At 74.4% G+C, this 20,275-nt stretch carries 9 protein-coding genes; 6 read left to right on the forward strand and 3 right to left on the reverse strand.

From position 1 onward, the window contains the following. The first annotated feature begins 31 nt into the window (after positions 1–31). The 4 genes from WME96_RS16235 (at position 32) to WME96_RS16250 (ending at position 15,480) form a co-directional block, all read left to right on the forward strand. On the forward strand, positions 32–3,136 hold the full coding sequence (locus WME96_RS16235; protein WP_437291019.1) for a phospholipase D-like domain-containing protein: 3,105 nt from the start codon (positions 32–34) through the stop codon (positions 3,134–3,136). Then, positions 3,133–7,098, forward strand: a complete 3,966-nt coding sequence (locus tag WME96_RS16240) for a hypothetical protein (RefSeq protein ID WP_437291020.1) — start codon at positions 3,133–3,135, stop codon at positions 7,096–7,098. Before WME96_RS16235 ends, WME96_RS16240 begins: the two co-directional genes overlap by 4 nt. Then, positions 7,095–13,436 carry a hypothetical protein gene (locus WME96_RS16245; RefSeq protein ID WP_437291021.1) on the forward strand — a complete coding sequence of 2,114 codons (6,342 nt, stop codon included), beginning with the start codon at positions 7,095–7,097 and terminating at the stop codon, positions 13,434–13,436. Before WME96_RS16240 ends, WME96_RS16245 begins: the two co-directional genes overlap by 4 nt. A gap of 298 nt (positions 13,437–13,734) precedes the next feature. Continuing rightward, on the forward strand, positions 13,735–15,480 hold the full coding sequence (locus WME96_RS16250; RefSeq protein ID WP_437291022.1) for an Ada metal-binding domain-containing protein: 1,746 nt from the start codon (positions 13,735–13,737) through the stop codon (positions 15,478–15,480). 17 nt (positions 15,481–15,497) lie between these two features. Here WME96_RS16250 and WME96_RS16255 read toward each other — a convergent pair whose 3' ends face one another. After that, positions 15,498–16,400 (reverse strand): LysR family transcriptional regulator, encoded by a 903-nt coding sequence (locus WME96_RS16255; protein ID WP_433937767.1) that lies wholly within the window; start codon positions 16,398–16,400, stop codon positions 15,498–15,500. A 140-nt stretch (positions 16,401–16,540) separates the two neighbouring features. Here WME96_RS16255 and WME96_RS16260 point away from each other — a divergent pair, with 140 nt between their 5' ends. Then, positions 16,541–17,224, forward strand: a complete 684-nt coding sequence (locus WME96_RS16260; RefSeq protein WP_437291023.1) for an O-methyltransferase — start codon at positions 16,541–16,543, stop codon at positions 17,222–17,224. A gap of 190 nt (positions 17,225–17,414) precedes the next feature. On the opposite strand, the gene WME96_RS16265 is transcribed toward WME96_RS16260, so the two are convergent. Then, positions 17,415–18,266, reverse strand: a complete 852-nt coding sequence (locus WME96_RS16265) for a hypothetical protein (RefSeq protein WP_437291024.1) — start codon at positions 18,264–18,266, stop codon at positions 17,415–17,417. Further along, positions 18,263–18,643, reverse strand: coding sequence for a hypothetical protein (locus WME96_RS16270; RefSeq protein ID WP_437291025.1), 381 nt, complete (start codon positions 18,641–18,643; stop codon positions 18,263–18,265). Before WME96_RS16270 ends, WME96_RS16265 begins: the two co-directional genes overlap by 4 nt. A gap of 339 nt (positions 18,644–18,982) precedes the next feature. Between WME96_RS16270 and WME96_RS16275 the strand changes: the two genes are divergently transcribed. Beyond that, positions 18,983–19,888 (forward strand): hypothetical protein, encoded by a 906-nt coding sequence (locus WME96_RS16275; RefSeq protein WP_437291026.1) that lies wholly within the window; start codon positions 18,983–18,985, stop codon positions 19,886–19,888. Positions 19,889–20,275 lie beyond the last annotated feature (387 nt).

The raw sequence follows: 20,275 nt of genomic DNA on the forward strand, positions 1-20,275 counted from the left end.
GGTCGACGCGCGTCCAAGGGGGGCGCGGTGCATGGCGAGCTTCGATCCGCTCTTCGATCCGCTGCGCCTCGAGCGTGTGCTCGAAGCGACGATCACGCTGCCGGACCCGCCACGGCCGGCGCCGGCGCCGGATCCCATCGTCATCACCCGCCCGGGCGTGGCGCGCCACGCCGCCCGGCGCGTGACGCTGCTGCAGGTCCGCCTGCGCGCAGGAGAAGCCGCGCACACGGTCACGTCGCCGGTGCGCGCGGCGGTGCGGCGCGTGGCGCTCGATCCGGCGGCGCCGCTCCCCGGCGGCGGCGTCGAGCTGCTCGAGCTGTCGCCGCTCCCGTTCCTGGATCACACCCCGGGCGCGCCGCCGCTGCTCGAGGAGACCTTGCGCCGCCTGGGGTCGCGCGGCGTACCGACCTTCTACGTCGCGCCGTTCGCCGCCGTCGCCGCCGCGCTCCCGCCGGCCGAGCCGCTCGACGACGCGCTGCTGCTCCGCGGCGCGCCGATCGTGGAGCTCACCCCGGGGGCCGTGCTCTCCGTCGGCGTCCTGTTCCAGGACGGGACCGCGCTGCCGCCGGCCACCGCCTTCGGGCTGATCGCCGACGCGCTCGAGGCGGCGGGCGACGGCGCGGCCGCGGCGGCGTGGCGCGCGCAGCTCGCGACGCTCGGCGGCCCCGCGCGGCGCTTCGTCGCCGTGCGCCACGACGGCGGCGCGCTCGGCGCCGCGGCCGGGTTCGACCTGGAGCTGCGCCGTGACGAGGACGGCGCCGCCGTGGCGACCGCATCGGTCAACGCAGGCGCCGACGGCGATCTCGAGCCGGCCGCCGCCGCCTCGCCCGTCGGCTCGCTGTTCGCGCCGCCGCCCGGGCACCACGTCGCGGTCCGCTGGGCCGGCGACGCGCCCGCCGGATCGTCGCTGCCGGTCCAGGTGCTGGTCGGCATGCGCGTGAGCAGCCCGCCGGGCGGGTTCCTGCGGGTGCCCGCGCTCGCCGAGCCGCGCGCGACCCTGGAGGTGCTCGACCTCGCGCGCTGGTACCCGCCCGTGCCGCCCGGGCACGCGGTCGAGCGGTACCACACGAACAGCCTCGTGATCCCGCTCGTCGACGGGATGGCCACGTTCCAGGCGCTCGTCGAGGACCTGCGCGCGTGCATCCGCACGCCCGCGGATCCGCCCGGCGCGCGCTTCCGCGCGCACCTCACGGGGTGGACCTTCAACCGCTTCCAGCTCCTCCCCGGCGGCACACGGACCGCGCTCGTCGAGCTCGCGGAGGACATCCTCGCGCGCGACGGCGCGGTCCTCGTGCTCGCGAACCGGTTCCTCAACCTGCGTGACCCGGAGCTGTCGGGCTCGCGCGCGGCCGCGGTGCTCCTGCTCATCGCGCTCGGCAACGCGACGCTGGTGACCGAGCTCCTGATCAAGCTCGCCGCGGAGGTGTTCAGCTTCTCGGCGCCGACCGCCGAGACCGACGACTGGGTCGTCTTCGCCTGGTTCGCGCTGCCGGCGGTCGCCGGCATGCTCGGGCTGGCCGCCGCCGAGCTGGGGTGGCTCGAGGACGCGCTCGTGGGCATGCTCGAGACAGCGCGCGACACCGTCGACGATCTGAACGCGCTCGCGCCCGGCACCGCGGTCTGGTCGAGCAACCCGGTGCGGCTCGCCGACAACCCGCTCGCGCCGCTGTACGGCGACAGCCCGCTGTTCGGGCTCGAGGACGACGCGGATCAGTTCGGCGTCTACCACAACAAGATGCAGCTCGTCCGGCGGCGCGCCGACGCGCGCGGCGACGAGTTCGTCGGGTTCCTGGGCGGGATCGACGTCAACCGCAACCGCCTCGACTCCCCGGGGCACCAGATCGGCGGGCCGTACCACGACGTCCACGCCCGCTTCAGCGGGCCCGTCGTCGCCGACGCCTTCCGGGCGTTCTACGAGCGCTGGGCGCGCGACGCGGGGATCGACCCCGCCGCGCTGGAGGCCGAGCTCCCCGCGCCCGTCGCCGCGGCGATGCCCCAGCACACGGGCGCGCGCCACATCGCGCGCATCGGGCGCACCTACCCGCGCAGCACGCCCGCGCTGGAGTTCGCGCCCGGCGGCGATCGCGGCACCTACGACACGCTCCTCGTCGCGATCGGCCAGGCGCGCGACCACATCTACATCGAGGAGCAGTACTTCACCCCCGACGACGTCTTCGTCGACGCGCTGCGCGCCGCCGGCGGGGCCGGCCGCTGCCGCCGCCTGCTGATCGTCGTGCCCGGGGAGGGAGACCAGCCGTTCGGCGACCTGCGCCGGCGGCACGTCTTCGCGCGCCTGCGCGAGGTCTGGGGCGACCGGATGATCGTCGGCTACCCGCAGCGGCGCCCGCGGCTGCGCCGGGCCGACCGCTTCGCGAGCCGCGGGCGCGCGTGGCTCGTGGGCGACCTCGCGCCGGGGGCGACCGAGCTGTACGTCGGCCCGCCCGCGCGCGCGATCGGCGCGCCGTCGTGGCTCTGGGTCGACGGCGAGCTGATGCTCGCGCGCAGCGTCACCCGCCCTGTCGTCCACGAGGGGGAGCCGGCGGCGCGCATCGTCGTCGATCGCGGCGGGATCTCGGCGAGCGGCCGCTGGGGCGCGCACCCGCGCGCGCACCGCGCGGGGACCGCGGTCACCTTCTCGCAGCCCGCCGGGATCTACGTCCACGCCAAGTGCATGATGATCGACGACGTCTTCGTCTCGATCGGCTCGACCAACCTGAACCGCCGCGGCTTCTTCCACGACGGCGAGATCAACGTCTTCGCGATCCCCGAGGAGCTGCGCGGCGCGCCCGACAACCCGGCGCGCGCGCTCCGCGCCGCGCTCTGGGCCGAGCACCTGGGGATCCCGCCGGCGCAGGGCGGGGCGCTGCTCGGCGACGCGATCGCGGGGTTCGAGCTGTTCCGCCGCCCGCACCTCGGCGGGTCGCGCTTCGCGCCGCTCGAGAGCACGGACATCCGCCCCTTCCTGTCGCTCCCCGACACGCAGCTCTGGCCGATGACGCTGATCGGCGCGCTCGCGCTGCTCCTCGAGGGCGTGCCGGCGGGGTTTTTGTCCTTCTTCCAGCGCACCGCCTGGAACCTCGTCATCGACCCGACGACGGGCGTCGAGCCCGCACCCACGGAGGGGCCCGTCCCGTGAGCCTGTTCGCGCGCGCGATCCCCCAGGTCGAGCCGCCGATCGTCGGCGTGCACCTGCTCTGGAGCGGCCCCCATGCCTGGCTTTACTCCCCCGCCGGGTGGACGATTCAGCGCCGCCAGGGGGCGCCGCGCCCCCGCTGGGACTGCGTCTCGCTGACAGCCGACCAGCTCGCCGCGCTGCGCGCGCGCCGCGAGCTGCGGATCCGCCTCGGCGTGCTGACCGATCGCGTCGGGGCAGCCCCGGCGCCGCTCCTCGCCGCCGCCGGGGCGCTCGCCGCCGCCAGGGCGGCCGTCGCCGCGAGCGCCGTCGGCGCGGCGCCGTGGGAGGTGATCACGGTCGAGCTCGACACGCCGACCGACGGGGTGCGCGTCCCCGCCCAGGCGACGGCGAGCCTCGCTGTCGCCCTGCGCGACGGCAAGGTGGTCGCCGGCGGGCGGGCCGTCGCTGGCAACACGGCCCACGAGCTCGTCGCGGCGGGGATCGACACCGTGGTGGTCCATGCGCGCGGGCTCACCGCGCTCGGCGTCTGCGTGTCGCTGGCCAGGGAGGACGACTGGCGCGACGCCGCGACGATCGCGCGCCTGCAGCTCCCGCTGCGCGAGCTCGACCCGCAGCTGACCAGCGCCGACGACGAGTACGACGAGGCGAGGCGCCGGCTCCTCCCCGGCGAGACCCTGGATCGCGGGGAGCTCGAGCACCTGACCGGGATCCTGCGCAAGGTCGTCGCCGCCGCCGGGCCGCCGCGCCCGATCGACATGACGCTGCTCCTCCGCGACGACCCCGAGCTGCGCCACGACGAGCTCGTCGCGCTCGATCCGCTCCGCGCCGTGATCGCGCACCCGCGCTGGCGCCGGGTGCTCGGCTTCGCGCACTTCGACGCGGACCCGGCGCTCGTGCCGGGCCAGATCTACCAGTACCGCGTGAGCGGCGGCTGGCCGGAGGCCGACCTGACGGACCGCGTGGTCGGGTTCCACACCGCCCCCGCGACCACGCAGCTCCCGGCGGAGCTGTGGCTCGGCGACGTGCGCGTCCGCTTCTCGAAGCCGCGCCTGGTCGAGCTGGCCGAGCCGCGCCCGTCGGATCCGATCGCGCTCACGCGCCGCGGCGTGGCGCTCTCACCGCGGCGCGAGCCCGGGTGGCTGACGCCCGGGACCGACGGCTGGAGCGCGGTGATCGATCTGCCCGTCGCGGTGACGTCGCTCGTCCTCGAGCTGGGGCACGCGGCGCACTCGTTGACCTTCGCGGCGGGGGCGCCGTGGCTGCCGCCGGGGCCCGAGGCGAACGTCCCCGCCGGCGATCGCCCGGCGCTCTCCTTCGCGACGCCGGTGCACCAGCTCCGCCTGGGGGGCGAGGGGTTCCTCTGCGCGCTCCGCATCCCCGCGAAGAGCTCGGCGGCGATCGTCGAGCGCGCGGTGGTGCTGCCCCCGCTCGTCCTCGCCGACACGCCGCGCCCGGCCGCGCCGCTCGCCGCGTGGATCACCAACCTGCAGCAGCCGGAGAGCGTCGCGCCCGGCCACGCGCCGCTCGGGCCGCCGCCGCCGCGCCATGCGCTCGGCTTCGAGGTGCGCTGGATCCCGGCGCCGACGGAGGGGATCGAGGCATGGCCCGCGGACCTGCCGCCCCCTCCGATCGACGCCGCGCTGTTCCAGATCGAGCACACGCCCGCCGGCGGAGCGCCGTCCTGGACCCCGCTCCTCGACGAGGACAACCACGTGACCGGGCACCGCGACGAGGTCGCGCTGCCGCCGATGACGGTCGGCGGCGACCTGATGGCGTCCTTCCCGGAGGTCCTGTCGCCGGCGCCCGGCGGGCTCACGCTCTCCTGGCGCGACGTGTTCGACTTCCCCGACGGGGGCGCGCCGGTGCGGCGCCCGCGCCCGGAGCCCGGGACGCGCCACCGCTACCGTGTGCGCGCCGTCGACGCGGTCGGGCGCGCGGGGACAGCGTGGTGCGAGACAGGCGAGCTCCGCCTGGAGAAGCGGCGCGCGCCGCCGCTGCCGGCGGGGCCCGACGAGGCCAAGGCCGACGCGCTCGCGCTCCCGGCGCCGACCGGGGTGCACGCGCGCGTCCTCGTCGCCGGCGCGCCCGACCTGACCGACGACGAGCGCGCGCTCCTCGGCGGGCACGGCAGCGCGATCCTGCTCCGCTGGGGGTGGCACGCCGCGCAGCGCGCCGAGGACCCCCACGCGACCGAGTTCCGCGTGTACGCGACCCGGCGGCGCCTGGACGCGATCCCGGGCGCGCTCTCCGCGGTGTCCGGCTCGGGCGGCCTGTACCTGGCGACCCTCACGCTCGGCGAGCCGGTGCTCGCCAACGCCGCGCGGCGGCTCCGCCTGGACGCGGGGTACCCGTTCGAGATCCTCGCCCATGACGGCGGCGCGGCGGGGACGCCGCTCTCCATCACCCTGCGCGCCCAGGTGCCGCTCCCCGGCGGCGCCTTCCCGGTGCCGCGCGCGGGCGAGGTGCTGCTGCCGGTCCACCTGACGCCCGACCGCACGACGGCGCCCGCGTGGGGCCCGCGCGTCGAGGTGCGGGCGATCGGCCCGGACGCCGCGTACGAGTCCGCGCCGATCTTCGATCTCCTGGACCTCCGCGCGGATCACCCGCACGACCGCGCGCTCGTCGGCGTGAGCGTCGCCGACGCGCAGGACTACGTCCCGGACCGGCTCGCGCCCGGCGACGCGCGCCCGGGCAACGAGAGCGCGATCGCCGCCGTCGAGGTGGAGGGGCGCTGGCAGGGGCGCCCGGTGCTCGCCGAGGCGCCTGCGCTCGCCGACGTGCCGGCGGTGGTGACGCCCGAGCCGGGAGATCGGCCGATGCGGCTCGTCCTCGACGTGACCCCGCTCCTCGCCGGCACCGGGCTCTCGGGGAGCGAGCGCGTGCGCCCCGAGCGCTGCTCGGCGGACGAGGTCTTCCGCGCCTACCGCGCGAGCGGCGGCCGCGTGCTCGCGCGCGTCCTCGAGCCGCCGGCGCCCGGCGACGCCGAGGTGGAGGTGGCGGTGCCGAACGCGTCGGATCGCGCCGCGATCCTCGCCGCGCTCGACGGGCACGACGTCGGCGCGCTGACCGACAGGCACGCCGTGTTCCTGGCCGCCGCGCACCCGTTCCGCGCGCGCCTGTTCACGCCGGTCACGCAGGCCGAGGTCGCGCTGCCGCGCTTCGCCGAGACCCTGCCGAACCGCGGCGCGCGCTGGATCTACCGCGTCCGGCTCGCCGATGCGGCCGGGCGCCTCTCCGCCGACGGGCGCACGCTGCGCGGGGTGGTGCGCGTGCCGTCGACGACCCGCGTCCCGCCGCCGCGGCGCGAGGCGGCGCAGCCGGGCGATCCGCGCGCGCGCCTGCGCCTGCGCGTCGAGGGTCCCGGCGAGGTCACGCACCTGCTCCTGTTCCAGCGCGTCGACGCGGTCGACCCGGGGCGCGCGCCGTCCGGCGACGAGGCCGAGCTCCTGCGCGTCCCGGGCGCGGCGCGCCTGCCGCCGGGCGCGGGGGTGCGCCTGCGCCTCGGGGGCGAGATCCTCGCCCCGCAGGTGAAGAGCCTCTCCGATCCCGACGTGGCCGGGGCGCCGCCCTCGCGGCGCGTGGTCCTCGACCTCGCGCTCGTCGACGGCCAGCGCGCGCGGGTCTGGGCGGTCTCGATCACGCGGGACGGGGTCGCGTCGGCGCCCGAGGCGTGGGCGATCGCGATGCCGCTGGCCGCCCTGGCGGCCCCCGCGCTCGCGGTCTCGGCCAGCCCGCCCGAGCTGCTCTTCACCTGGACCTGGCCGTCCCCGGCCGACGCGACCGAGGTCCTCCTCGAGGCTGCGCCCGCCGATCGCGACGCGTGGTCGCGCGTCTCCGGGCGGATCGCGCGCGACGTCGCGGCGCACGCGCACCGCCCGGCGCCAGGAACCTGGCGCTACCGCCTGCGCGCGCTCTCGCTCGACGGGCGCGACGCGCTCTCCGCCGAGGTGACGCCCTCATGAGCCGGATCCGACTCTACACGCTCCTCGGCGTGAGCACCCCGGAGGAGGCCGCCGAGCGCTGGCCGCGCGATCTCGTGCGCCCCTTCGTCGGCGTCCTGGAGGGGGGCAGGGACGCGCTCTACCGCGACCTCATGATCCACCTCCAGGACGCGCTGGAGCTGCGCGGGCTCCGCCCCGGCGCCGACGGCGACAGGCTGGGGCTCGTGGCCGACGTGCACGTGACCCCGCCCCCCGTCGCGCTGCCGCTCGTGATGGCGCAGCTCCCGGAGGTCGCATTCCACCTGCGCGCGACGGCGAACCTCCCCGCGACGCTGTTCGTGACCCGCGGGCCCGGGGGCGCGCTGGAGGTGGCGATCCAGGGGCTCCCGGTGGCGATGCACCTGCCGCCCGGGTTCGTCCAGCCGCTCTACACCGACGAGGAGCTCGCCGGCGTCGTCGGCGATCCCCCCGACAAGCTGCTCACCGACGCGTTCGAGCCCGATCACGCGGACAGCCTGGAGATCGTCGCCAGCGAGTCGGGCCCGACGCGGGTCAGCGTGCGCGTGAACGTGCGCCTGACCGAGACCGGCGACTTCCTGTTCGACACGGTCGTGCCGCTCTCGATCGGCGCGTGCAAGCTCTCCGGGCTCCCCTGCCGCGGCCTCCACGACGTGCAGCTCATCCCGACGCCGCGCCCGCGCCACGTGGAGTACGGGCGCGAGGGGCCCGAGGTCGCGCTCGAGTGGGCGCGCCACGACATCTCGATCGCCGACACGGACGCGAGCTCTCCCGGGCTGATCACGATCCGGACGATCGATCTCGACACCACGCGCGGCCCGCTGAAGGGGCTCGCCGAGCGGATCCACGCGCGCCGCCCCGAGGCGGACCCCGTCGAGCTGGTCCTCGAGGACGTCGCGCTGCCGTTCCGCACCGCGCCGCCGCTGCCGATCCCCACGCACGGCCGCTTCCACCTGCGCCGCAGCATCGTCGCGGGCGACGCGGGGGGCGAGACGTGGGACCTGCGCGACGCGCCGGTCGAGATCGAGGTGCGCGGGACGTACCTGAAGCTGTTCCGGCTCATGCTCCAGACCCCGGGCGGCGGCGAGTCGCCCGCCGCGTTCGACGTGAAGTGGAGCGACTCGCCCGACGACCCGACCGGCGCGCTGCAGGGCGAGGTCACGCTCACCGACGGCGGCGAGCTCCTCGTCGGCGCGCTGAACCCGGCGCCGGTCACGTTCCTGCGCGTCCTCGGGGCCCACGTGCGGCTCGGCGCGCTCCGCTTCGGGGTGTCGCTGAAGAAGGTGTTCGACGGCGACGACGACGCCTGGACCGATGTGCTCGCGCTGCTCGGCGACTTCCAGAACGACACCGTCCGCGACGGGCAGATCTTCGAGCTCCAGGACGCGTCGGGGAAGCCGGGGTTCCAGGTGCTCCACGACGTCGGCTGGGCGTTCGGCAAGCCGTCGCTCGGCAGCCTGTACGACCCCGACGGGCTCGACTTCGTGTTCGCCGACAAGCTCCGCCTGCGCATCGAGGAGCTCGGCCTGGTGACCGAGAACAACGGCGGGCTCTACCTGCTCGTGACGGCGGGGCTCAGCACGCCGCTCGGCGAGGCCACGCCCCCCGAGCCTGCCGAGGTCGGCGCGCCGGCGGCGCCCGCCACGACAGCGTCCGCCGACGACGCGCGGCGCAAGGGGTTCGGCCTGCGCCTGCACCGGCTGCGGATGCTGCTCGCGCGGAGCAGCGACACCCAGGCGCCGTGGCTCCTCGACGGGATCAGCTTCTTCGCCCGCAAGGGGAAGTTCGAGCTGGCCGGCATGGGGATGGTCAGCGAGTACGACCAGGGGGCGAACCACCACCGCGAGATCGGGATCGAGCTCTCGTTCCGCTTCGACGCGCTGGGGCGCACGTTCGACCTCGGCGGGCAGTTCCTCCACGGGCGCGTGACAGGCGCCGACGAGTTCACCTACCTGCTGCTCGCGCTCTCCTTCGGGCGCCTGCCGCTCGGCGCCACCGAGCTCGCCAACGTGCGCGTGCTGTTCACGTCGAACCTGACGCCGCGCCTCTCGCCTCCCGACGGCCACGGCCAGTCCATGCGCCTGTTCCGCTGGTACAAGCAGAACGGCGACGCGATCGCGGTGCCGCTCTCGCGCAAGCTGACCGCGTGGCAGCCCGCCGAGGGCGCCGGCGCGGCGGGGATCGGGCTCACGATCCACCTCGCCGCGACGCGGGCGATGGGGCTCGACGGCTTCCTCTTCTACCACGAGGGCGCCGGCGAGAAGGGGCTGCTCGCAGGCGTCGAGCTCTACCTGGCGAAGTCGAAGAAGCCGATCGCGTTCGGCGTCTTCGAGTGGGACATGCAGCGCGACAAGTTCGGGCTGCTGCTCGGGATCGCGCTCGGTCTGGAGAACCTCCTCGGCGACGATCTCCCCGGTTTCCTTGCCGATCTCGCCGCGCTCACCGGGACCTTCTTCTACGGCAACAAGCCGGACACCCTCGCGATCGGGCAGTACAACGATCCGTCGACCTGGCTGCAGTTCCGCTTCGCGTTCGGCGGGCGCGTCAGCTTCGGGATCTCGGCCGCGTTCTGCCACCACCGCGTGGATGAGGCCGACGCGCTCGACCCCAACGTCGAGAGCGTCAACGTCTGGGCGCTCAGCCTCTCCATGCAGGGGGGCGGGAAGCTCGGTCCGCTCGGGAGCCTGCAGGTCTACCTGACCGTGCAGGTCGTGATGGGGCAGTGGCGCAACGAGGGGATGGCGTCGGGGCACCAGTTCGTCGTCGAGGCCGGCATTCGCTGCAAGGTGTTCGGCTGCTTCAACTTCGGCGCGCACGTGAAGGTCGACGTCGCGGCGCTCGGCCCCGGCGACCCGACCTACCACCGCAAGAGCACGATCTTCCGGATCGAGACCCCCTGGTACCTGCCCGATCTGACCTTCCGCTGGGAGAGCCAGGACGGGACGCCGGTCCCCGAGGCGATGCCTGTCGTGTCGCTGCCGCTCGCGAGCGCGTCGGCGTACCGCCCCGCGGGCCCGCGCGAGGCGGCGGCGATCGGCGTCACCCGCCCGGCGGGGGACCTGGGCGACGGGCCCACGTACGCGCTCCGGGCGCTGCGCGACGCGGCGCCGGCGAGCCCCTCGGACGCGGACCTGGCGGCGCTCCGCCCGGTCGCCGTGGACAGCGTGATCGCGCTCGACCTGGGCGCCTCGTGCGACGCGTGGGCGACCGCCCTGCCCAGCACCACGAGCACCGCCGGCGGCGCCCAGCGCTCGAACGACCTGGAGGCGCGCTACGAGATCGTCGAGATCGGCGTGCGCCGCCGCCGCCGCTTCGGCGACGGCGTCTGGCGCGATCTCCTCGACCCGCTGACGACCCGCGTCGACGCGCTGGGGGGCCTCTCGGCCGAGGAGATCGAGGCGCGCTTCCGCCCCGTCGTCACGTTCGACTGGGACCCGGACGTGCACCGGGTGGGGCGCGTCGACCCGCGGCGGCTGCTCGTCAACGCGGACACGCCCTACACCTTCGCGACGCGCAACCCCGAGGCGGACGAGATCGTCGCGGCGACGCTGCCCGGCTGGCCCTGCTGCCGGCGCGCCGATCGGCCGGTGCGATGGCACATCGTCCACTTCCACGACACGCCGCCGGGCGCGCGCACGCCGGCGATCGAGCGCTTCAGCGAGAGCGCGAGCACGCTCCGCTGGGTCGGGGGGCGCCCGCCCGTCGTGGTGCCGCCCCAGGTCGCGCCCGGCGGGGCCAACGTCGCCGCCGTCGACCTGGGCGCGCGCCCCGCCGGGGTGATCGCCGCGGTGAGCTTCGACGAGCCGGCGGCGATCTGCGAGGTGTACGCGGCCTGGAAGCCGATCCACTCCGCCGCTGCGCTGGTCGTGGAGGCGTACCGCGGCCTCGACGTCGTGGCCTCGCTGAAGCTCGCGATCTCCGACGTGTCGCCCCCCGCGCCGATCCAGGTGAGCGCGCCGGAGGGGATGACCTCGCTGCTCCTCCGCAAGGAAGGGGACATCGAGCCCGACAGCGGGGAGCCGCCGGTCGAGCTCATCTCGCTCCGCTACCGCACGCTGCGCGAGGCCTACGAGATCGTCCTCGACCTGCTCCGCTGCGATGCGCAGGACGAGCGCGTGCACGGCGCCGGGCGGCTGGGCTGGCTCCCCAACACCGACTACGAGATCACGCTCCGCACCCGCGTCGTGCTCGGCTACGCCGCGGCGGGCGACCAGGACGCGGTCATCGAGCAGAAGGCGTACTTCCGCACGCGGGGTCCGCTCGGCCTGAACGCGAGCGCGTTCGTCGGCGAGGAGATCGACCCGTACGTCGAGTCGCGCTACCCGGCGCCCGCCGATCGCCTCTACCGCGCCGAGGCGCTCGCGGTGGCGTTCGACGAGCGGCTGAACGTGCTCCTCCCCGTCGACCGCGCGCCGGCGCCGGGTGAGCCGGAGGAGCGCCAGCAGCTCGTTCGCTGGGTGCTTGTCGTGGACAAGGTCGGGGGCGCGGCGGGGCTGGAGCGGATCTCGCAGACGGTCGAGGACTGGATCGTCGCGCACCGCGGCGCGCCGTCGCCGCCGTCGCCGCCGACCACGCCGCCGCGCCGGCCGCGGATCCTCGACGCCGGGGTGCTGAGCGCGCCGATCCGCCGCGCGCCGTCGACCGACCCGCGCCGGCTCCGCCTGGAGAACATGATGGCGCGGCCGGGCGCGTGCGCCGCGCCGCGGCGGATCCACGCCTCGCAGCTCCTCGTGCACCAGCCTGTCGATCCCGGCGCGCCGGCCGGGGCGCCCGCGCGCTGGGAGCCCGACGAGGAGTACCGCGTCAGCGTGCGCGCGGAGGGCGCGCCGTTCATCGATCGCGGCCGCTTCGAGCCCGAGGACGCGACCGCGTGCACCTTCGTGGCGGAGAGCGGCGCCGCCGCTGCCTGGACGGTCGACGACGGCGCGCTCCGCCCTGTCGCGTTCCCGCCCGGCGACGCGGCGCAGCTCGCGCTGGTGGGCGACGGGGCGGGCTGGGATCACGTGGAGGTGCGCGCGACCGTCGATCCCGAGGGGGGCGAGGCCGGGATCGCGATCGCGGTCCTGGGCGCGCCGGTGGCGCAGGCGATCCTCGCGCTCATCGACGAGCGGGGCGGGGCGCGGCGGCTGCGCCTTGTCGAGCGGCGCGGCGGCGTGGTGCGCGAGCTCGCGGCGCGCCCGCTCGCGGACGACGCGCCGCGCCCGTACGTGCTCGAGGTGACGTCGTACGACGATCGCGTGCGCGCCGCGGTGGGCGACGTGGTGGTCCAGCCGGACGAGGATCGCGGCGCCGTGCGGGGCGGGCGGATCGGCCTCTGCGCGCGCGGCGGCGGGCGCTTCGCCGGGCTCGCGGTGCAGGGGCTCGACGTCTGGCGCGCGCACCTCCGGACCAGCCGGTACGTGGATTTCCCTGCGCACATCGACAGCTGGGACGGGGCGCTGCCGGAGCTTCCGCTGGGCGTGGCCGGGGCGCCGACCACGACGGTGGCCGCGCTCCTCGCCGAGGACGCACGCGACATCGCCGCGGCGATGGCGGCGGGCGCGGATGCCGAGGCGCGCGACGCCCTGTTCCGCCGCTGGGTAGCGGCGCTCTCGGTGCCCCTCCGCGAGCGGCCGTCGCGACTCGCGCTCACGCGGCTGGTCGCTGGGGGCGCGACCGAGCTCCTCCTCCTCGAGAGCCCCGAGCCGCTCGCGTTCAGCCGCGACGTGACCCTGTCGGTGCACCGCCGCGCGAGCGCTCCGGAGCCGGCCCCGACGCCGCCGCGCTGGCCGCCGTCACCGATCCGGGGGAGGCCGCGCCCGTCGCCGTTCGCGACCTTCCTGGAGCAGATCGAGCTCGCCGACGACGCGCTGCTGGTCCCGCCGATCCCGGGCGAGCTGCGCGCGCTCCGGCGCCTCGTGCGCGCCGAGCGCGCGCGGGGCGAGCGCGTGCGGGACGAGCGCGTGTTCCACGTGTACGAGCTGCCGCCGCGGGTCGACCCGACCGTGACGAACCGTGCGCCGCGCGTGGCGACGCTGGTCCCGGGCGACAGGATCCCGGAGAGCTACGCCGCGCTCGGACCCGACGAGCTGGGGCTCTTCGACGAGCGCAACAGGCCGCTCCTCGCGCCCGAGCCGATCCCCGAGCCGCCTGCGTACGCCGAGGTCCCGGTCGTGATTCTCGGCAGCGGCGACGAGCTGCGCGCGCTCGTGATCCCGGTGGGGCCGTCGGGGGACCACGCGCCGTTCGAGGCCGGCGTGCATCGCTTCCGGTTCGCGATCGACCGCGCGCGCTGGCGCAGCGAGACCGCCGATGACGTCTCGCGCTACCGCGCGGCGAGCACGCGCGTGGTCGGCTGGTGACGCCCGCGCGCCGCGGGGGCTGACCCGATCGGCGTCGGCCTCCATCGTCAGGCGGATGGCGGAGCTCAGGGCCATCTCGACGGACATGCGATCATGAGCGCCGCGGGCCGAACCCCGACCCCGAGAGGCTGAGAGGACCTGAAAGGGTAGTGCCCCATTCATCCACCTGACGTGTGCAAGACCACACCTTGGTCTGGCCATCGACGAACATCTCGGAGCATGTCGGTACGACGTGTCGGATGAGGCGTCAGGCAGGCCTCCGTCGCGTCGCTCCTGCACATCCGGTACAGTGATGGGCATGGCCCCTCCCGCCGATCACGGCGCCCGCAAGGTGTACAGGCTCCTTGGTCCCGACGGGCACCGGTACGAGAGCACGACGCCCGGCGCGCTGGGTGGTAACGCGAGGGCGAAGATCTACGGCCGCCTCGATTGCGGATCTGCGCTCGCCGCCATTCGCGATCATGGAGAGGCGTACACGCAGCACCGGGTCTTCTTCGCGGACGAGGAGGCCGCCGTCGCGGCAGGCTACCGGCCGTGCGGCAACTGCATGCGTGACCGGTTCGTCGCGTGGAGGGAGAGCCAGGCGCGTGTGCTGTCGGCGGCGAACGACGTGAGCTGGCGCGACAGGTCGCACGTCGACAGGCCCGTGGAGAACACTGCCGCCACCGACGCTGGGCGCGAGATCGTGAAGGATCTTGGTCTCGGGGAGAAGACCGGCGTCTGGCAACTCCCGTTGCGGGACGGCGAGGTGCTCCGGTTGCTGTTCGATCCGCCCGGCCCCATCACCGATGTGTCGAAGAGCGATCTCCGCGATGCGCTCTCCGATGCCTTCGATGGCCTCGACGTCGCGCTCGCGGCGGCCGAGCCCATCACGGGGATCAAGGCCCGGCCCGCCGCGTTCGTGGCCAGCTTCTGGATCCCGAAGGCGTCGTCCGTGTCGCTCGACGCGTTCGATCTTCTGGGCGTCTCTCATCGCGAGGACAGCTACACAACGCTCGTCGCGCGCGCCTTCGCGCACGACGCGGGCTTCCGCGCCGCGCTGCTGCCTGCCCTCGGTGTGCCAGCGACGGCCGCAGCCGAGGCCGACTGGATGTGCCGCCTGCGCGTCGGTGTGACCGGCGGCGAGGATGAGAAGAGCGTGCCTGACCTCGTCTTCTTCTCCCGCCAGGCGCGCCAGATCGTCATCGTCGAGGCGAAGATCCACGCTGGCGAGGGCGACAAGGGGACGATGCGGTATGCCGTGCCGCAGGTGCGGGCGAAGCTGTGCCAGCGGCTCGGCCTCGACGCCCCGGAGTCAAACCAGCGAGGCTTCTTGCTGACGCTCGACGGTACGCCGCCGAGGTCGTCCTGGTTCAGGCCGCTCCGGTGGACCGTGGTGGCCGAGGCCGCTGCGGCCTCGACCCACCCGGACACGGTCGGCCTGCTCCTGCGCGAGCTCGCCGCTCGGATACGAGAGCACGACGCCTGGCCTGCGCCCGAGCCGACGACCCCGGTGCTCCGCTACCTGCATCGGCGCCCGGGCCTCGTCACGGAGGCGGTCGTGTTCCACCGCTTGCTCGACGCGGCCCGGATGCAGGACGAGGGGTTCGTCACCAGCCATGGACACACGGCCAACCCGGGGTGCGGTTACATCCCGCTCTTCAAGTGGAGCAAGCCGTCGTGGGAGCGGCGCAGATCAGGAGGCAATCCTGGCATGTCGGTCCACTTCGAGCTCCAGTGGAACACGGCGACCGACGGGCTCGCGATCTATCTTCACTGCGAGACGAACCCGTACCTGTCGAAGAGCGATTTGCAGGCGAAGCACGGCGACGCCGCGCTGAAGGAGCACGCGGCGGTGCAGGATGAGCTGTTCGTGGAGCTCGAGCGACGAGGTGAAGCCCTCGAGGCCGCCGGGTGGACGTTCAGGCGCGGCTACAACATGCTGGCAGGCCACAAGTTTCCGAGGTTCATCCGCGCCGAGGATTTCCGCGCGAGGGTGCGCGACCTCATCCGGGTCATGGCGGCCGTCGTTGACGGGTGGGCGCAGCGGCGGGCGGTGACCTGACGCTGGTGTCGGCGTGGCTACGCCGCGAGCTCCGCGATCGACCGGCAGACGCGGCGGAGCCGGTCGCGCAGCCACCGGTGCGCGGGGTCGGCGTCAAAGCGGGGGTGCCACGCCTGCGCGATGGTGATGGCCGGCGTGGTCACGGGCAGCGGGAACGTGACGAGATCGAAGCGCGGGGCGGCGTGCGCGAGCCATTTCGACGGGAACGCGCCGACGAGGTCGGAGCTGGCGAGGAGGAGCAGCGCCGCGTAATGGCCTGAGGCCACGGCCGCGGTGGTCCGGGCGAGCCCTTTCTTCCGGAGGGCGTCGTCGATGGGGCCCCAGGTCTTGCCCAGCCGGGAGACGCCGAGGTGGGGGTGTTCGACGAACCGCTGCAGCGTCACCTTGCCGGACGCGAGCGGGCTGCCGCGGCGCACCACGCCCACGAAGCGGTCCCTGGCGAGCGCCTGCACGCGGATCTCCGGGCCCATGTCGCCGATGATGCCGATATCGAGATCGATCCGGCCCTCGCGGAGCGCGGCCACGTCCTCGTCGCCCTCGGGGAGGAAGCGGACGGTGACGCGCGGGGCCTCGGCTCGCAGCGCGTCGAGGAGCGGGGCGCCGAGGAGCCCGATCATGCCGTCGCTGGTCCTGATGGCGAAGGTGCGGGTGAGCGCGGAGACGTCGAGCGCGCCCCGCTCGCGGAGGACGGCGCTGGCCGAGGCGACCACCGCGCGCACGCGCGGGCGCAGCTCCGCGGCGCGGGGCGTGGGCACGAGCCGCCGGCCCGCGCGCACGAGGATCGGGTCGCCCACCGCCTCGCGGACGCGCGCGAGCGTGCGGCTCATCGCCGAGGGGCTGAGGTGCATCCGCTTCGCGGCCACGAGGACGCTCTCCTCCTCGAGGAGCACGTCGAGCGCGACGAGCAGGTTCAGATCCATGGAGTGCACGGGACGCATTTATACCTTACCGTGCATGCACTGGAAGTCATCTCTCGGCGGGTGCAGGTTGCCTGTCGAACAGGGCAGCAGCGTGCCGTCGCCGTCAGCGCCGTCAGCCTGCCCGGAGGAGACATGACATCATGAGCATCACGCTTGCTTCGCCGCGCGTTCAAGGGACCCTCGACCGCCTCTTCCAGGACGCCGAGAGCGGCGATCCGCGCATCATCGCCCGCGTCCGCGGCGACTGGGAGCGCCGCGGGGCGAACCCCGATCCCGAGCAGCTCGCCCAGATGCTCGCCGACGCCTATCTGCCTGTCTCCCGCGAGGTCGGGCGGCTGCTCCACCTCCTCGCCTTCGCGGCGAGAGCGCGCACGGTGGTGGAGTTCGGCACGTCGTTCGGGATCTCGACGCTGTTCCTGGCCGCGGCCGTGCGCGACGGCGGCGGCGGGCGGGTGATCGGCAGCGAGATGCACCCGGAGAAGGTGCGGCGGGCGCGGCACAACCTCGAGGAGAGCGGGCTCGGGGAGCTCGTCGAGATCCGCGAGGGGGACGCGCTGGTGACGCTGCGGGATGTGGAGGGGCCGATCGACTTCGTGTTGCTGGACGGCTGGAAGAACCTCTATTTGCCGGTGCTCCGGATGCTCGAGCCCAGGCTGCGGAGGGGCGCGATCATCGTCGCCGACGATCTCGACCTCGCGCCGGAGGACCTGCGGCCCTATCTCGACCACGTGCGCGGCGCGGGCAGCGGCTATGGGTCGGTGGAGATCCCGCTGGGGGACAGGCTGGAAGTGTCATGCTGGCACGGTCGCGACGGCGAGGCGTGAAGGCGAGGCTTGAGCGCGAGCGATCGCCCCGCTCCCCGCGCTGCTCACGCTGTGTCGGGTTCCGTGACAGGTCGTGGCGCACGATACGGCGGTGATGCCGGTTTGAATCAGCCCCTCCTGCATGACCTCATGGGTATCAGGAACACGGGGTAGAGGGGCGTGTTGAACCTCTCCCGCAGCCGCTCGCGGCTCACGGCCTGGCTGAGTCGATGCGTGCGGCGAACGCGGCGACGGTGAACCAGTTCCGGTTCGACACGGCCTTCGAGCTGCACTCGTAGAGCTGGCTGCGCCATGTCCCCGACGCGATGTCCTTCGTGAGCTCGGCGCCGTCCAGGCCGCCCTGCCGTCCCATCCACAGGGTGGTGAGCGTGCCTGCGTGATGGCGTTCGTGGAGCTCGGCCCCGGTCAGCTTCGCCTCGGTGTTCGCGCCCCAGGCCGTGCGCGGCGCCACGAGCTGCTCGTACCGCGCGAGGGCGACACGCAGCACCTCGAGGAAGTACGGCGGCGCGACGTCGGCATACGTTTCCAGGAGCCGTTCCCACGTCACCGTCGTCACCAGGAGTTCGCCGACCTCGGAGGCGAGCGCCGCTGGCAGCAGCGCGACGTGCGCGATGCTCGCGGCGTTGACGTCGAGCCGCCCCGCGATGTAGCGGACGAGCTCCGCCTGCGCTGCGAGCTGCTCGTTCAGCGCGGCGGTCGTGGGCCGGTCGTACAGCTTGGCCTCGATGGCGATCAGCGCCCGCCGGGGCCCGGCGATGTAGATCAGCACGTCGGGCGTGTCCTTCTTCACCGGCGCGCCCGGGAAGCGGGCCTTCGCCTCGCCGACGACCGACTCCACGAAGCTGTACTCGGTGAAGAACTGCACATTGGCCGAGGCAGGCCGCGCGTCGACGTCGATCCGGCCGAGCCCCACCAGCTCGGTGAGGCGGCCGAAGTGCGCGAAGTTGTCGGCGCACACGAGCATCGGGAGCACGGTGCCCGTGAAGTACCGTTCCTTCCGGTTGAAGGGGAGGCCCGTGTCGGCGAGGTGGGCGATGCTCATCGCGGAGTCGTGTCGTGCCCTTCGGCCCGGTGCTCGCCGATCACCTCGATGGTGCCGACGATCGCGTCGTTGAACGCCTCAAGGTCGTCGGCCGGGATCCAGTACTCCGCGTGAACGCGCGAGCCCACGATCTGGACGTCGTACCTGGCCAGGAAGTCCGAGCGCACGGCGAAGCGCGTCACATAGCCAACCTTGCCCTCGGCGGTGTTCCATCGGCTCGCGATCTGCGTGGCGTACTCCTCGTTGCAGACCGGGTAGAAGATGGGCTGCTCGGGGAGGCGCGGCGGGAAGCGGCGGCGACCGCTCGCCTCGATGAGGTCGAGTTCGGCCTGGCCTACCGGGCGGTAGAGTGTCGTCGTGGGGGTAGAGGGCGCCATGACGGGCAGCGTACGGCATGGGGCGGGGCGCCGGGAGGCCATTCTCAGGAGGGGGCCTCCAAGGCCCCTGCGTGGCTCGACACACGAGCGGTCGTGAGGCGCCGGCGGGAGCGTTGCGCAACCGCGCAATCCGTTGCGGATCATGCACAGGGCGTTGCGCTCGGCTCCTCGTCTTCTTGAGACGTTGCGCCGAGATAGGGACGCATTTGGTCCGGCACGTCGATTGCCGTGCCGCCACGCCGCAACGCAACCACGGCGTGTCGCCAGGGCGTGTCGCCAGGGCGGCAGGCCGGATCCCATCCGACATCACAGGAGGTTTTCCCCGTGAGTGAATCACCGATGTTTTCGACCATCGTCCTCCCCCCGGATCTCGTCGCGGACGACGTGATCGGTCTCCGAGATCAGATGAGCGCGCGGATCGCGGCGGTGGTCCGGCCCAAGGGCGGCAAGCGCAAGGAGGGCGACGCGCCGCTGCCCAGGGGGCTCGAGACCCTCGTGGCGCTGCCGCCGCACATCGACAGGCCGTGGAAGCGGTTCGACGCGGCCGCGACGGAGCTCCAGGGGTTCCGCGGCCTGCGGGCGAGCGCGCAGGCCGACCAGCGCCATGCGGCGCCGAGCGAGGCCGAGCGGAGCGCGGCGAACACCGACAGCGACGACCGATGGCGCGCGTTCGAGCAGTGGAACGCGGGCGCCGCCGGGCTCTCCGACGATGGGGAGACGCCGTCGCCGTCCGAGGCGCGCTGGCTGTATGGGCAGCTCTTCCCGGCGCCCGAGGGGCTTCGCTTCATCACGCGCCGGCCCCGCATCCAGTGGGCCGCGATGGTGCAGCGGATGAAGACGCTGGAGGAGGAGCGCGCGCAGGCGGTGATCGAGGGGTTCGGCGGTACCCGGCACTACCGGCAGCTCGTCGCCGCCCACGCGCGCTTCGGCGAGGCGTACGGCTTCACGACCGTGGTCCTCGCCAAGGAGGGCGGGCCGACCGACGGCCGGCCGCAGTGGAGCGCCGCCCGGGATGCGCTGCGGAGCCTGATCCAGAAGATCGAGAGCCACGCCGACCCGGAGATCCCGGGGAGTGAGGCGCTGGCGGCGTTCCTGCTGGCGCCGTACGTCGAGATGGTCGACGACCTGGCGAAGCCGCGCCGGAAGGCGCCGGCCAAGAAGCCCGAGGCCGTCCCGGCGCCGCCGGCCGTCGCGGGGCCGCCAGCCGTCCCGGCGCCGCCGTTCGGGGCGGGCGGGACGCCGTGAAGGCATCCGGGTGAGGTGGGTCGTCCACCGGGAGATGGGTGGCACCGTCTCCCGGTGGACGTGCCTCCAACAAAAAGATGGGTCGTACCCATCTCCGCGGTGGAGAGGCCACCCTCCGGCCCCGCGATCCCCTGGCTAGCTCGTCACGCTGGGGTTCTTGATGTAAGCGGCCCCACTCTATGTCGCCTGTCCCGCTCCCGTCGGGAGACCTCGTCGACGGCGTGGCCGGGGCGCGGCGGCCCGCCGTTCCGTACGAGATGCCGCTGCCGCCGGGGGGCCAGAGGCGTGGGCCACCCGCATGATCGCTGAGAGGACGTTGGGCCACCTGAGCCGACATCTCGGACCTGGCGTGCTCGCTGTCGCGGATGACAGTGGGCGCGACGAGCC

Origin of the sequence: Sorangium sp. So ce406 (assembly GCF_051474675.1) — a bacterium.
Lineage (GTDB): Bacteria > Myxococcota_A > Polyangia > Polyangiales > Polyangiaceae > Sorangium > Sorangium cellulosum_G.

Bases quoted from the DNA above. Each gene is read 5' to 3' on its own strand.
- WME96_RS16235 (WP_437291019.1), top strand. From the start codon at position 32: ATGGCGAGCTTCGATCCGCTCTTCGATCCGCTGCGCCTCGAGCGTGTG.
- WME96_RS16245 (WP_437291021.1), top strand. From the start codon at position 7,095: ATGAGCCGGATCCGACTCTACACGCTCCTCGGCGTGAGCACCCCGGAG.
- WME96_RS16250 (WP_437291022.1), top strand. From the start codon at position 13,735: ATGGCCCCTCCCGCCGATCACGGCGCCCGCAAGGTGTACAGGCTCCTT.
- WME96_RS16255 (WP_433937767.1), bottom strand. From the start codon at position 16,400: ATGGATCTGAACCTGCTCGTCGCGCTCGACGTGCTCCTCGAGGAGGAG.
- WME96_RS16260 (WP_437291023.1), top strand. From the start codon at position 16,541: ATGAGCATCACGCTTGCTTCGCCGCGCGTTCAAGGGACCCTCGACCGC.
- WME96_RS16265 (WP_437291024.1), bottom strand. From the start codon at position 18,266: ATGAGCATCGCCCACCTCGCCGACACGGGCCTCCCCTTCAACCGGAAG.
- WME96_RS16270 (WP_437291025.1), bottom strand. From the start codon at position 18,643: ATGGCGCCCTCTACCCCCACGACGACACTCTACCGCCCGGTAGGCCAG.
- WME96_RS16275 (WP_437291026.1), top strand. From the start codon at position 18,983: ATGTTTTCGACCATCGTCCTCCCCCCGGATCTCGTCGCGGACGACGTG.